The sequence below is a fragment of the Bradyrhizobium sp. ma5 genome (assembly GCF_042258955.1).
In the GTDB taxonomy this organism is placed as follows: Bacteria; Pseudomonadota; Alphaproteobacteria; order Rhizobiales; family Xanthobacteraceae; genus Bradyrhizobium.
Map to the genome: position 1 here is coordinate 1,098,313 of NZ_CP170156.1, position 13,416 is coordinate 1,111,728.

Annotated in this window: 11 protein-coding genes; 9 read left to right on the forward strand and 2 right to left on the reverse strand. The window is 65.2% G+C overall.

What is annotated here, in order from left to right; translation table 11 throughout:
- Positions 1 to 197: 197 nt before the first annotated feature.
- Both ACE103_RS05005 and ACE103_RS05010 read right to left on the reverse strand, forming a co-directional pair.
- Positions 198 to 2,477 carry a L,D-transpeptidase family protein gene (locus ACE103_RS05005; protein ID WP_375778544.1) on the reverse strand — a complete coding sequence of 760 codons (2,280 nt, stop codon included), beginning with the start codon at positions 2,475 to 2,477 and terminating at the stop codon, positions 198 to 200.
- Between the two features lie 305 nt (positions 2,478 to 2,782).
- Positions 2,783 to 4,270, reverse strand: a complete 1,488-nt coding sequence (locus ACE103_RS05010) for a sigma-54-dependent transcriptional regulator (protein ID WP_375778545.1) — start codon at positions 4,268 to 4,270, stop codon at positions 2,783 to 2,785.
- 142 nt (positions 4,271 to 4,412) lie between these two features.
- Here ACE103_RS05010 and ACE103_RS05015 point away from each other — a divergent pair, with 142 nt between their 5' ends.
- From ACE103_RS05015 to ACE103_RS05055, 9 genes are all read left to right on the forward strand, one after another.
- Positions 4,413 to 6,344, forward strand: a complete 1,932-nt coding sequence (locus ACE103_RS05015; protein ID WP_375778546.1) for a M3 family oligoendopeptidase — start codon at positions 4,413 to 4,415, stop codon at positions 6,342 to 6,344.
- 250 nt (positions 6,345 to 6,594) lie between these two features.
- On the forward strand, positions 6,595 to 6,747 hold the full coding sequence (locus ACE103_RS05020; RefSeq protein ID WP_163159659.1) for an aa3-type cytochrome c oxidase subunit IV: 153 nt from the start codon (positions 6,595 to 6,597) through the stop codon (positions 6,745 to 6,747).
- A 143-nt stretch (positions 6,748 to 6,890) separates the two neighbouring features.
- On the forward strand, positions 6,891 to 8,015 hold the full coding sequence (locus ACE103_RS05025) for a Re/Si-specific NAD(P)(+) transhydrogenase subunit alpha (protein ID WP_375778547.1): 1,125 nt from the start codon (positions 6,891 to 6,893) through the stop codon (positions 8,013 to 8,015).
- 11 nt (positions 8,016 to 8,026) lie between these two features.
- Positions 8,027 to 8,344 carry a proton-translocating transhydrogenase family protein gene (locus ACE103_RS05030; protein ID WP_016841609.1) on the forward strand — a complete coding sequence of 106 codons (318 nt, stop codon included), beginning with the start codon at positions 8,027 to 8,029 and terminating at the stop codon, positions 8,342 to 8,344.
- Between the two features lie 43 nt (positions 8,345 to 8,387).
- On the forward strand, positions 8,388 to 9,785 hold the full coding sequence (locus ACE103_RS05035) for an NAD(P)(+) transhydrogenase (Re/Si-specific) subunit beta (protein ID WP_375776357.1): 1,398 nt from the start codon (positions 8,388 to 8,390) through the stop codon (positions 9,783 to 9,785).
- 197 nt (positions 9,786 to 9,982) lie between these two features.
- On the forward strand, positions 9,983 to 10,801 hold the full coding sequence (locus ACE103_RS05040; protein ID WP_375778548.1) for an alpha/beta hydrolase: 819 nt from the start codon (positions 9,983 to 9,985) through the stop codon (positions 10,799 to 10,801).
- Positions 10,802 to 10,855: 54 nt separating this feature from the next.
- Positions 10,856 to 11,953, forward strand: a complete 1,098-nt coding sequence (locus ACE103_RS05045; RefSeq protein WP_375778549.1) for a calcium:proton antiporter — start codon at positions 10,856 to 10,858, stop codon at positions 11,951 to 11,953.
- A 19-nt stretch (positions 11,954 to 11,972) separates the two neighbouring features.
- The gene (locus ACE103_RS05050) at positions 11,973 to 12,257 is read left to right on the forward strand and encodes a cupin domain-containing protein (protein WP_028340624.1); all 285 of its coding nucleotides are present in this window, start codon (positions 11,973 to 11,975) and stop codon (positions 12,255 to 12,257) included.
- 250 nt (positions 12,258 to 12,507) lie between these two features.
- Positions 12,508 to 13,416 (forward strand): hypothetical protein, encoded by a 909-nt coding sequence (locus ACE103_RS05055; protein ID WP_375778550.1) that lies wholly within the window; start codon positions 12,508 to 12,510, stop codon positions 13,414 to 13,416.

Sequence of the window (13,416 nt, forward strand, 5' to 3'; positions counted from 1 at the left end):
ACGCTTTCTTAAAGCGGGAGGGTTAACCGAGGTTTACCGACCCGCCCCCAAGTTGGGCTTAACTAACTGGGGGAGTGTGGCAAAAGATAGCCCTGTTCCCCGGACCCACGGTAAATGGTTAACGTAAACGATCTCGCTTTTTGAGCGAGATCGTTGATTTTGCTTCAAAATTTATCGTAATCGGGCCAAGAGGCAGATCAGCGGGTAATCACCCGGCGCTGCTGCTGGGCCTGGCCACGGCGGACCGGCTGCGGCTCCGGCTGGCCGAATCCACCGAACAGGCGCTCGAAGAAGTTCGGTCCGGAGGAGCCAAAGCCGCTGTTGTCGCCGGCGACGTTGACGCCCGGAGGCAGGCTGCTGCTCGGCGGCCGCGCGTAGCTCGGCTGGGCGTGCGCAACCACCGTTTCGAGATCCTTGCCGCGGCTGTTCTTGAGCAGCGACAGCATGGCGGCGTCGCGGCCGTATATGTCCCTGCGGATTTGCAGCTTGCCGCCGTCGTCCACGAACGCGGTCTGGTAGGTGATGTTGACCGGGATCGGCGTCGGGAATTTCAGATCGACTTCGCTCGAGCCGTACATGCTGCGGATTCGCTCCGGCGTGTAGTGCTGGTTCGGCTCGGTGATGTTGAGCAGCACGGACGCGTACTGATCCGGATTCTGCACGCGCATGCAGCCGTGGCTGAAGGCGCGCTCATCCTTCGCGAACAGATACTTGTCCGGCGTGTCGTGCTGATAGACCAGGAACTTGTTCGGGAAATTGAAGCGGATGCGGCCGAGCGCGTTGGCTTCACCGGGCGGCTGCGAGACGTGGATCGAGCCGTCGCGGTTGCGCTCGAGCTTGAGGCCCATGCGTTGCAGCACCGTCGGATCCTGCTGCAGGGCCGGCAGATACTCGTTGTAGATGATCGACGGCGGCACGTTCCAGGTCGGGTTGACCGTGATGTATTTCATCGTCTCGGTCAGAAGCGGCGTGGCGTGCTGGCCGGGCTTGCCGGTGACGACGCGCGTGGTCCAGACCTGTGCGCCGTTCTGCATCACCTTCAGCGTATAGTCGGGGATGTTGAGGATCACATAGGCATTGCCGACATTGGCGGCGCCGAGCTGGCGGGGCAGCCAGCGCCAGCGCTCCATGTTGACGAGCACGGTGTCGATCTGGCGGTCGCGCTTCGGATTGTTCAGCGCCTTGACCGTGCGCTCGTCGAGCACGCCGGTCGCCTTGAGGTCGACGCTGCTCTGGAATTTCTCCACCGCCCGCGCCACCGTCGCGTCATACTTGGTGCTGTCGGCATCCTCGGTGATGCCGAGCTTGTTGCGCAGCTCCGGCACGCGCGGATCGTCCATCTCGACTGCGGCCTGCTTCTTGCGCGCGGGGGCGTATTTCAACGCCGGGCCGTCGGCGATCGTGATCACCGGGCCGTCGCCCTGGCCGCGCAGCTCGGCGAGTTTCTTCTTCAGCTCCTTGTAGAGCTTCTGCGGCGGGTTGTAGCCGTCGAGCGCGGCGGAGGCGTCCTTGGCTGAGGTCACATTCGTGAACACTTCGGCCGGATCGATCGGATGCTCGGGATAGAGGATATCCGCCGACACCTGCGACCAGTGCATCCGCCCGCTCTGGGCCTGGCGGGCATAGTCCAGCATGCTGGCCGCGAGCTTCAGCTCGGCGTCGGCCAGCGCATCGGGCGTCGTTGCCGCAGTGAAATCCGGCACCGGATAGTCTGATGCATCGAGGCCGTCGGCGGCCGCATCCTTCAGGCGGGCGACGACGCCCTTGCCGGCGTCGGTCAACTTGCCGGCCTTGGTGAAGACGGGCGCATATTCGCGCGTCGAGTAGAACTTCTCGGCCGCGGCGCGCTCGTTCTTGCGATCGAAGGTGCGCAGCGACTTGCTGGCGAGCTGCTCACGCAGCTTGTCGGCGACCGGCTGATCCTCGGCGGCAAGGTTGCTCGCAGCCTTCGCAGGCTCAGCAGCCGGAGCTGCGGCAGTCGCGGGAGCCGGAGTTGCGGCGGGGGCTGTGGCCGTTGCAGGGGCGGGTGTGGCCGCAGCCGGCGCGACCGCGGTATCGGTCTTCGGTGTATCGATCTTGGGCGCATCGGCGGGCTTGGTCGCCGGCGCGGTGGCGACATCGGCAGGCTTCGGCTCGACGGCCTTTGCGGTTGCGCTCGGCTCTGCCGGCTTTGCATCGACAGGCTTTGCATCGACGGGCTTAGCTTCGGTGGCCTGCACCTCGGCGGGCTTCGCGTCCGCCGGCTTGGCGGCGTCGGGCAGCGCGGCGGTGGTGTCGGCCTTGAAATCGCTTGCGGTGGGCGGCGGCACATTGGCCGGTTCGGGGCGCGGGATCGCGGCGTCGATCGCCAGTTCCGAGGCGCTGGAGCGAGGCGTGTCCTGCGCGAAGGCCGAGCTCGCGGACACCGTGAGGAAGGTCGCCGCGACGGTCATCAAGACGCGGTCAAATCCTCGACGGTTGTTCGAACAGTCACGCATTTTCGCACCCCCTGGGTGGAACTGCCCCTCAGAGTCTGGAGCAGTTCAAATCGGTATTCGGTTTCATAGCTTGCGCGGAAGCGCCGGCCTCTCAAGCGACTCGTATGCCTGCACGCAATCAACGCAGACGATACATTTGCCCCTCTTATGCAGCCAGCGCCTTGCGGGGCAACTCACGACAAACTGACCTCGAAGCAGCTGATTTCGCTCGGGCCGTGCGTTTTTGCCACGCGGCACAGCCTTTGTCTGTCACCGACGGGACACGGTTCAAAAGGTTCCCTGGTATTGTCCTGTCAGCCTCAAGTTTAGCTGGCGTCGCTTGTGCGCGTGCCGGCCGCGGCTTCGTCGAGCTTGCGGTAGAGGGTCGAGCGGCCGATCTTGAGGCGGCGCGCGACCTCCGACATCTGGCCGCGATAGTGCGAAATCGCGAACCGGATGATCTCGTTCTCGAGATCTTCTAGCGGGCGCATCTCGCCCGCGGCATTGAGCATCGAGAGGCCCCCCGCCGTGGGCAGGGCAGAGGTTGCCGGTATGTCATTACCGGAAATCATGGCAGGTGCCGTGGACGGCGACACCACCAGCGGCTCGCCCTGCAACGATTTGCCCTCCGGCACCGGCGTCGTTCCCTGCGGGAAGTCGGCGAGCCCGAGCTGGTCGCCGTCGCTCATCACCACGGCGCGATACACCGTATTCTCGAGCTGGCGGATGTTGCCGGGCCAATCGAGCTGCGCCAGATGCGCCATCGCATCGCCGCTGATGCCGGTGATGTTGCGGTTCTCCTCGGCGCAGAATCGCGCCAGGAAATGCCGCAGCAGATGCGGGATGTCTTCGCGCCGCTGCCGCAGCGCCGGAATGGTCAGCGGCAGCACATGCAGGCGATAGAACAGGTCCTCGCGGAACTGGCCGCCCTTCACGAGATCGAGCAGCTTGCGGTTGGTCGCCGAGATGATGCGGACATCGACCTTGACCGGCTTGCGGCCGCCGACCGCCTCGACGGTGCCTTCCTGGAGCGCGCGCAGCAGCTTCACCTGCGTGGCCAGCGGCAATTCGCCGACCTCGTCGAGGAACAGCGTGCCGCCATGGGCCTCGACAAACTTGCCCTGGTGGCGCTCGGTGGCGCCGGTGAAGGCGCCCTTCTCGTGGCCGAACAGGATCGATTCAACAAGATTGTCCGGGATCGCGCCGCAGTTCACCGCAACAAACGGCTTGGCCTTGCGCTCGCTGCTGCCGTGGATGGCGCGCGCGAACAGTTCCTTGCCGACGCCGGACTCGCCCTCGATCAGCACCGGGATGGTCGAGGATGCGGCTTTCTGCGCCGTGCGCAGCACCCCTGCCATCGCCTCGCTGCGGGTGATGATGTCGGTGAAGGTCAGCCGGCCCTCGCGGCTGTGGCGGATGCGCTGCAATTCGCCCTTCAGCGCCGACGCGTTGAGGGCATTGCGCAGGCAGACCTGCAGTCGCTCGAAGCCGACCGGCTTGACGACGAAATCCTGGGCACCGGCGCGCATCGCCGACACCACATTGTCGATGCCGCCATGCGCGGTCTGCACGATGACCGGGATGTTCAAACCAGCTTCACGAATTTTTGCGAGGACTCCGAGACCGTCGAGGCCTGGCATCACGAGGTCGAGCACGACGGCATCGATCGCCTGCGTCTCGGATGCGGTCAGGGCCGCTATCGCCGCGTCGCCACTGTCCACGACGAGGGGCTCATAGCCGCACTTCTGCACCATGTTTTCAACCAAACGACGCTGTACGGCGTCATCATCGGCGATCAAAATGGTGGCAGCCATGGTTTTCCCCGCACGCTACGTTTATCTGTCTCGAATCGGGGCAATGTCGCCGATGCCGATTAACGCACTCTTAAACCTTGCAAACCCGCCTTCATTCCGCCGCCGCCGACATCTTTCCGACTGAAGTAAGGTTACGAACAAGATGACCTCGCGCTCCAAAACTGCCTCCTCGAAGTCTGCTCCCGGCAAGTCTGCTCTCAGCAAGGCCGCTCTCCGCAAGGAAGCCGCGCTGCGCAAGACGGCCGCGCAACGCAAACCGGCCGCAGCCGGCCCGGCGGCGAAACCGGCAGCCGGCAAGACCGGCAAGCTTCCGGAATGGAATCTGGCAGATCTCTACTCCGGTATCGACGCGCCGGAAGTCGCACGCGATTTGCAGAAAATGGATGCAGATTGCGTCGCGTTTGAGACCGACTACAAGGGCAAGCTTGCCGAAAATACCGGCAAGGAGGGCGGCGGAAAGTGGCTGGCCGGGGCGATCCGCCGCTACGAGGCGATCGACGATCTGGCTGGCCGTCTCGGCTCTTATGCCGGCCTGGTCCACGCCGGCGACAGCGTCGATCCCGCGATCTCGAAATTCTACGGCGACGTCTCCGAACGGCTGACGGCCGCCTCGGTGCATCTCCTGTTCTTCGCGCTCGAGCTCAATCGGGTTGACGATGACGTGATCGAGCGCGCGATGGCCGAACCCACGCTGGGGCACTACCGGCCGTGGATCGAGGATCTGCGCAAGGACAAGCCGTACCAGCTCGAGGATCGCGTCGAGCAGCTCTTCCACGAGAAGGCGCAGAGCGGCTACGCGGCCTGGAACCGGCTGTTCGACCAGACCATCTCCGGCCTGCGCTTCAAGATCAGCGGCAAGGAGCTCGCGATCGAGCCGACGCTGAACCTGTTGCAGGACAAGGCCGGCGACAAGCGCAAGGCGGCCGCGCAGGCGCTCGCCAAAACCTTCAAGGACAATGAGCGCACCTTCGCGCTGATCACCAATACGCTGGCCAAGGACAAGGAAATCTCCGACCGCTGGCGGGGCTTCCAGGACGTCGCGGATTCCCGCCACCTCAACAACCGCGTCGAGCGCGAGGTGGTCGACGCGCTGGTCGCCTCGGTGCGCGCGGCCTATCCGAAGCTGTCGCACCGCTACTACGCGTTGAAGGCCGGCTGGTTCAAAAAGAAGAAGCTGCCGCATTGGGACCGCAACGCGCCGCTGCCGTTCGCGGCGACCGGCACCATCGCCTGGCCCGAGGCGCGCAACATGGTGCTGTCGGCCTATAACGGCTTCTCGCCGAAAATGGCCGAGATCGCGGAGCGCTTCTTCAGCGATCGCTGGATTGATGCGCCGGTGCGTCCCGGCAAGGCGCCCGGTGCGTTCTCGCATCCGACCACGCCGTCGGCGCACCCCTATGTGCTGATGAACTATCAGGGCAAGCCGCGCGATGTGATGACCCTGGCGCATGAGCTCGGCCACGGCGTCCATCAGGTGCTGGCAGCGAAGAACGGCGCGTTGATGGCGCCGACGCCGCTGACGCTGGCGGAGACCGCGAGCGTGTTCGGCGAGATGCTGACCTTCAAGCGGCTGCTGTCGCAGACCAAAAACGCCAAGCAGCGCCAGGCGCTGCTCGCGGGCAAGGTCGAGGACATGATCAACACCGTGGTGCGGCAGATCGCGTTCTATTCGTTCGAGCGCGCGGTTCATACCGAGCGCAAGAACGGCGAACTCACCGCCGAGCGGATCGGCGAGCTGTGGCTCAGCGTGCAGGGCGAGAGCCTCGGGCCCGCGATCGAGATCAAGCCGGGCTACGAGACGTTCTGGATGTACATCCCGCATTTCATCCACTCGCCGTTCTACGTCTACGCCTATGCGTTTGGCGATTGCCTGGTGAACTCGCTCTATGCGGTCTACGAGCACGCATCCGAGGGGTTTGCGGAGCGCTATCTCGACATGCTCGCGGCCGGCGGCACCAAGCATTACTCCGAGCTGCTGCGGCCGTTCGGGCTCGACGCCAAGGACCCGAAATTCTGGGACGGCGGCCTGTCCGTCATCGCCGGCATGATCGACGAGCTGGAGACGATGGGCTGACGACATCGGCCCTCCGGCTGGCCCAGCATCAGATTCGTTCGGCGTTTTTTGCGCCTCACGGCATGATTGTCCCATGACGCCCGGGTTTGGGAGATCAATCCTGCTCGAGGGGCGGCAGCAGGCCGCCGCTCGATCGGGTGAATCGGGGACGATTTGCGGTTCAAATCGCTCGATCGGGACCACGCCGTTGCCCTGCCAACCTGTTTGCGGTAATGGCTCGCAGAACGCGAATTTCTGACTGGGGACAGCGATGGCAGACCATAGCGAAGTGGCCTATACGACCGCCGACGGCAACGATTACGTGGCGCATGAGCAGACCTATGAAGGGTTTCTCATACTGGTCAAATACGGCACCATCAGCGTCGCCATCCTCCTCGCCTTGATGGCCTATTTCCTGGTCTGATCCTCTGATCGGCTAGCGGCATCGCCGTCCCGCGGCGATGCCGGAATTCCTGTCGAAACCCGGATGGAAAAACCGGGTATCCAATCTGGCGAAAATAACGCTAGTTTGATGACGCGTGCGCCGCTCGCGCCGCCGGAGGGCCCATGAAGATCGCCGTTGCCAAGGAAATCGATGCGTCCGAGCCGCGGGTTGCGGTCTCGCCCGATACCATCAAGAAGTTCAAGGCGCTGGGCGCCGAGGTCGCGGTCGAGCCGGGCGCGGGCATCAAGTCGGGGCTGCCCGATTCGGAGCTCACGGCCGCCGGCGCCACCGTCAGCGCCGATGCGCTCAGGGATGCCGACATCATCATCAAGGTGAAGCGGCCCGAGGCCTCGGAGCTTGCGAAGTACAAGCGCGGCGCGCTGGTGATCGCGATCATGGACCCCTACGGCAACGAGGCCGCGTTGAAGACGATGGCCGATGCCGGCGTGTCGGCGTTCGCGATGGAGCTGATGCCGCGCATCACCCGCGCCCAGGTGATGGACGTGTTGTCCTCGCAGGCCAATCTGGCCGGCTACCGGGCGGTGATCGAGGGCGCCGAGGCCTTCGGCCGCGCCTTTCCGATGATGATGACCGCCGCCGGCACCATTCCGGCCGCCAAGGTGTTTGTGATGGGCGTCGGCGTCGCCGGCCTGCAGGCGATCGCGACCGCGCGGCGGTTGGGCGCCGTGGTCACCGCGACCGACGTGCGGCCCGCCACCAAGGAGCAGGTGGAGAGCCTCGGCGCCAAGTTCCTCGCCGTCGAGGACGAGGAGTTCAAGAACGCGCAGACCGCCGGCGGCTACGCCAAGGAGATGTCCAAGGAGTATCAGGCCAAGCAGGCCGCGCTGACCGTCGAGCACATCAAGAAGCAGGACATCGTGATCACCACCGCGCTGATCCCGGGCCGTCCGGCGCCGAAGCTCGTCAGCGGCGAGATGGTGAAGTCGATGAAGCCCGGCTCCGTGCTGGTCGACCTTGCGGTCGAGCGCGGCGGCAATGTCGAGGGCGCGAGGCCCGGCGAGGTGGTCGAGACCGACGGCATCAAGATCGTCGGCTACACCAACGTCGCCGGCCGCGTCGCCGCCTCGGCCTCCAGCCTCTACGCGCGCAACCTGTTCTCGTTCATCGAGACGATGGTCGACAAGGCCAGCAAGGCGCTCGCGGTCAATTGGGACGACGAGCTGGTGAAGGCCACCGCGCTGACCAAAGACGGCGCCGTCATCCATCCCAACTTCCAGCCGAAGTAAGGAGAGAAGCCATGGAGCATCTCGCGCAGGCCGTCGATCCGTTCGTGTTCCGGCTGTCGATCTTCGTTCTTGCGGTGTTCGTCGGCTATTTCGTGGTGTGGTCGGTGACCCCCGCGCTGCATACCCCGCTGATGAGCGTGACCAACGCGATCTCCTCGGTGATCGTGGTCGGCGCGCTGCTCGCGGTCGGGGTCGGCATGGTGTCGAGCGGCTCGGGCTGGGCCCGCGGCTTCGGCTTCGTGGCGCTGATCTTCGCCTGCGTGAACATCTTCGGCGGCTTCCTGGTCACCCAGCGCATGCTGGCGATGTACAAGAAGAAAGCCAAGTGAGCGGCGTGCACCTCGGGGTGACGAAGACAAAGGGGGACCTGAGATGAACGCCAATCTGGCTGCTGTTCTGTACCTCGTGGCGGGGGTGCTGTTCATCCTGTCGCTGCGCGGCCTGTCGAGCCCGGCATCGTCGCGCCAGGGCAACATGTTCGGCATGATCGGCATGGCGATCGCGGTCGCCACCACGCTGGCGAGCCATCCGCCGGCCGACGGCGTGGCCTGGCTGCTGGTGATCCTCGCGGTCGCGATCGGCGGCGGCGTCGGTGCCGTGATCGCGCGTCGGGTGCCGATGACCTCGATGCCGGAGCTCGTCGCCGCGTTCCACTCGCTGGTCGGCATGGCCGCGGTGCTGGTCGCCGCCGGCGCGTTCTATGCGCCGGAAGCCTTCGACATCGGCACGCCCGGCAACATCCATCCGCAGAGCCTGGTCGAGATGTCGCTCGGCGTTGCGATCGGCGCCCTGACCTTCACCGGCTCGGTGATCGCGTTCCTGAAGCTGTCGGCGCGGATGAGCGGCGCGCCGATCATCCTGCCGTTCCGTCACGTCATCAACATCGCGCTGGCGCTGGCGTTGGTGTTCTTCATCGTCGGCCTGGTGATGTCGGGCAGCGCGCTCGACTTCTGGCTGATCGTCATCCTGGCGCTGGCGCTCGGCGTCCTGATGATCATCCCGATCGGCGGCGCCGACATGCCGGTCGTGATCTCGATGCTGAACTCGTACTCCGGCTGGGCCGCGGCCGGCATCGGCTTCACGCTCGGCAACTCGGCGCTGATCATCACCGGCGCACTGGTCGGCTCGTCGGGTGCGATCCTGTCCTACATCATGTGCCATGCGATGAACCGCTCGTTCATCTCGGTGATCCTCGGCGGCTTCGGCGGCGAGACCGCGGCGGCCGGCGGCGGCTCGGGCGAGCAGAAGCCGGCAAAACTCGGCTCGGCGGATGATGCGGCGTTCATCATGAAGAACGCCTCCAAGGTCATCATCGTGCCCGGCTACGGCATGGCGGTGGCGCAGGCCCAGCACGCGCTGCGCGAGATGGGCGACATCCTGAAGAAGGAAGGCGTCGAGGTGAAATACGCCATTCACCCAGTGGCGGGCCGCATGCCCGGCCACATGAACGTGCTGCTGGCCGAGGCCAACGTACCCTACGACGAGGTGTTCGAGCTCGAGGACATCAACTCGGAGTTTGCCCAGGCCGACATCGCGTTTGTGATCGGCGCCAACGACGTCACCAACCCGGCGGCGGAGGAGGACAAGACCTCGCCGATCTACGGCATGCCGGTGCTGCAGGTCTGGAAGGCCGGCACCGTGATGTTCATCAAGCGCTCGCTGGCCTCGGGCTATGCCGGCATCGACAACCCGCTGTTCTACCGCGACAACACCATGATGCTGCTCGGCGACGCCAAGAAGGTCACCGAGAACATCGTCAAGGCGATGTAGGGCTGGCGGCGAATGGCGCTGAACCGGGAGTGGCATCGAGACCATCGCATGCCGCCTCGGGCCGCGCGCGAGCAGCGCATCAAATGGCATGTCGCGCACGCGTCGGCGTGCGCGTGCCGGCCGGTCCCCGACAGCATCAAGGTTGAGGTCGAGAAGCAGCGGAAGCTCCGCGGCAAGACATAGCTGCGGTACCGATCATGGGGCTGGCACTCGCAATCCTGAAATGGCTCGTGATCGCCGCGGTCGTCATCTATCTCGGCGGGCTCGCGGTGCTGTACGTCAAGCAGCGCGAGTTGCTGTTTCCGATCCCGCCGGTCGGGCGGACGGCGCCCGCAGCCGCCGGCCTTCCCGACGCGGAAGAGCATGTCCTCACCACGGCCGACGGCGAGAAGGTCATCGTCTGGCATGTGCCGGCGAAGCCGGGCCGGCCGGTCGTGCTGTTCTTTCCCGGCAATGGCGATTTCCTGGCCGGCCGCGTGGCGCACTTCGAGGGCATCACGGCCGACGGTACCGGGTTGGTGGCGCTGTCCTATCGAGGCTACGCCGGCTCGAGCGGGTCTCCGAGCGAGCAGGGCCTGCTGCTGGACGCTGCGGCCGCTTACGCGTTCACCACCGCGCGCTACCGTGCCGAGCAGATCGTGGCCTGGGGATTCTCCCTCGGCACCGGCGTTGCGGTCGCGCTCGCCGCCGAACACCCCATCGGCAAGCTGATCCTGGAGGCACCCTATACCTCGACGGCCGACGTCGCCGCTGAGCACTTCTGGTTTGTGCCAGTCAGCCTGCTGATGCGGGATCAATTCCATTCGGACCAGCGAATCGCTGGCGTCACGGCGCCGCTCCTGATCGTCCAAGGCAGCGACGATCCGGCGATCCCGATCCGCTTAGGCGAGCAACTGTTCGGCCTCGCCCATGAACCCAAGCAGTTCGTGCGTCTGCCCGGCGGCGGGCACGACGATCTCGATAATTTCGGTGCGATGGATCTCGCGAGACGGTTTATCGACGCCGCGAGAGGCTGACGGCGGCGATTGTCTGTCGCATAATCGGGGCCAATGACGTGAGGGGACCCCACGATGAGCGCACACGGACCGATGCCACGATCGGCCTGGCTGTATCCCGTTCTGGCGGTGCTGTTGTTTGCCGCGGTCTCGGCCTCCGGCTACAGCTTCGCGCCATCGGCCGGGGGCTGGGTGTTCGCGGCCGTGCTGCTGGTGATTCTGTTCGGCACCGTGTTTGCGGCCGTCCACCATGCCGAGATGATTGCCGAGCGGATCGGCGAGCCGTTCGGCACGCTGCTGCTGACGCTGGCGGTGACGATCATCGAGGTGGCGCTGATCTCGACCATCATGCTGGGCGACACGCCGGCCCCGACGCTGGCGCGTGACACCGTGTTTGCGGTGGTGATGATCGTCTGCAACGGCCTGGTCGGGCTCTGCATCTTCATCGGCGGCATCCGCTACCGTGAGCAGGACTTTCAGATCACCGGCGCCAACCTTTATCTCAGCGTGCTGTTCGTGCTCGCGACCATCACGCTCGACATGCCGAATTTCACGCTCACCGCGCCGGGCCCGATCTACTCCACGGCCCAGCTCGCCGTGATCAGCGTCGTGACCCTGCTGCTCTATGCGGTGTTCCTCTACACCCAGACCATTCGCCACCGCGATTATTTCGTCAGCGGCGCCAATGAGGCGGCGGCGCATGGGGAGGTGATGTCGGACCGTGAGACGGCGATCAGCGTCGCCCTGCTGCTGGTTTCGCTGCTGGCGGTGGTGCTGCTGGCCAAGAAATTCTCGCTGGTGGTCGATGTCGTCACCGTCAAGATCGGCGCACCGCCGGCCTTTGCCGGTCTGGTGGTGGCGGCCCTGATCCTGTTGCCGGAGAGCGTTGCGGCGGTCTCGGCGGCGCGCAAGAACGACCTGCAGAAGAGCATCAACCTCGCGCTCGGCTCCTCGATAGCCACCATCGGGCTCACGGTTCCCGCCGTGGCCCTTGCCGCCCATGTGCTCGACAAGGAACTGGTGCTCGGGCTCAGCAACCAGCATATGCTGATCCTGCTGCTCACCTTCATGGTCAGCATGCTCACCTTTGGAACCGGCCGCACCAACATCCTGTTCGGGCTCGTTCACATGGTGGTGTTCGCGGTGTTCGTGTTCATGGTATTCGTGCCTTAGTTGGAGAGATGAAGTGACGATGCTCAGCGCCAAATCGGATGTGCAGGTGGATACCGCGGAGGTCCGCGTGACCGAATGGCGGCTCGCGCCGGGCAGCGCCACCGGCCACCACACCCATGAGATGGACTACGTCATCGTTCCGATCACAGCAGGCGAGATGACCATCGTGGCGCCGAACGGCGAGCGCTCGAAGGCGCAGCTCGGGGCCGGCAAGTCCTATTTCCGCAAGGCCGGGGTCCAGCACGACGTGCTTAACGAGACGGCCAGCGAGATCGTGTTCCTCGAGGTCGAACTCAAGCCCTGACGCGGGCGGTAACCCTGCGCGGGGAGAATGGCAGCTCCGAGCAGGCGCGGCTGTGGAAATTCATAACCCGTTAACGGCTGCACGATGAATTAAGAGGTGGATGCGGCCTGCGCAGGGGGCGCCTCCGCTGAAACCAAAGTGACACCAAAGGTGACGTCGGAACGGGGGTTTGCCACCGATCCGTCGCAGTTGATCCCTGAATGTGCCTCAAAGTTCCAGCATGAAATAACGGGGTGGGGAGTGGCAGGTCATGCTGAGTTACCTGAAGAAATTCGTGATGGACATCTTACCCTCGGTGGCAGCGACCATCATCGGGGCGTACATCGTCAATCACTACATCGTGGCCAAGCCGCAAGGGCCGGATGCCGCAGCCGTGACCGCCGCTGTGGATCCCAAGGCAGATCCGAAAGCCGCAGCCAAGCCCGCCGAAAAGTCCACCGTGGTCAGCAGCCTCCCGGAAGCCGGCGTGAAGGCCAAGGGCATGTCCGAGCGCACCCTGATCGAGCGATCGGCGTCGGAGAAGGCCACCGTCACCGAGAAGCCCGCTGATCCCAAATCGGCTGATCCCAAATCCGCCGACACCAAGCCTGCCGACGCAAAGGCTGATACGCCGGCCGAGACGGCCAGCATCCCCGCCGACTCGCGCCATCATCCGGCGGCGCCGAAGGCGGTCGCGAAGGCTGCGCCCGCCGCCGCGCCGGTCGAGTCCGCCGTCACGCCGGAGGAAGCCCGCGATGCCAACGATCTTGCGCGTGCCGCCATCGAGCGGCTGCGCAAGGAGCGTCCGCAGGAGGCTGCGCGGTCTCAGGACGCTGTGCGATCCCAGGACGCTCGCAGCACTGATCTCGCCCGCTTGCCTGACCAGCAGCGTCCGGCGGCAGCCCCGGCGATCCGGCCGTTGCCGCCGCCGATCATGGTGTCGAACCCGTCCACCGACAATGCCGATCAAGCCGCGCAGCCGCGTCCGCCCTATGCCGCCAATGCCCAGGATGCGAATCGGCTGACGCCGCCGGCCGACATTCCGGTCCCGGTGCTGCAGGCTCCGCTCGACCTGCGCGCCGACGCCGCCATGCCGGCGCCAAAGAACGAGCGCACGTCGGTGACCGACGACATGTTCTCCGGCATGAAGTCGATGTTTCACGCCGTCCTGCCGAAGTAA

Coding starts and splice junctions, on each gene's coding strand:
- ACE103_RS05005 (WP_375778544.1), bottom strand. CDS start 2,477: ATGCGTGACTGTTCGAACAACCGTCGAGGATTTGACCGCGTCTTGATG.
- ACE103_RS05010 (WP_375778545.1), bottom strand. CDS start 4,270: ATGGCTGCCACCATTTTGATCGCCGATGATGACGCCGTACAGCGTCGT.
- ACE103_RS05015 (WP_375778546.1), top strand. CDS start 4,413: ATGACCTCGCGCTCCAAAACTGCCTCCTCGAAGTCTGCTCCCGGCAAG.
- ACE103_RS05020 (WP_163159659.1), top strand. CDS start 6,595: ATGGCAGACCATAGCGAAGTGGCCTATACGACCGCCGACGGCAACGAT.
- ACE103_RS05025 (WP_375778547.1), top strand. CDS start 6,891: ATGAAGATCGCCGTTGCCAAGGAAATCGATGCGTCCGAGCCGCGGGTT.
- ACE103_RS05030 (WP_016841609.1), top strand. CDS start 8,027: ATGGAGCATCTCGCGCAGGCCGTCGATCCGTTCGTGTTCCGGCTGTCG.
- ACE103_RS05035 (WP_375776357.1), top strand. CDS start 8,388: ATGAACGCCAATCTGGCTGCTGTTCTGTACCTCGTGGCGGGGGTGCTG.
- ACE103_RS05040 (WP_375778548.1), top strand. CDS start 9,983: ATGGGGCTGGCACTCGCAATCCTGAAATGGCTCGTGATCGCCGCGGTC.
- ACE103_RS05045 (WP_375778549.1), top strand. CDS start 10,856: ATGAGCGCACACGGACCGATGCCACGATCGGCCTGGCTGTATCCCGTT.
- ACE103_RS05050 (WP_028340624.1), top strand. CDS start 11,973: ATGCTCAGCGCCAAATCGGATGTGCAGGTGGATACCGCGGAGGTCCGC.
- ACE103_RS05055 (WP_375778550.1), top strand. CDS start 12,508: ATGCTGAGTTACCTGAAGAAATTCGTGATGGACATCTTACCCTCGGTG.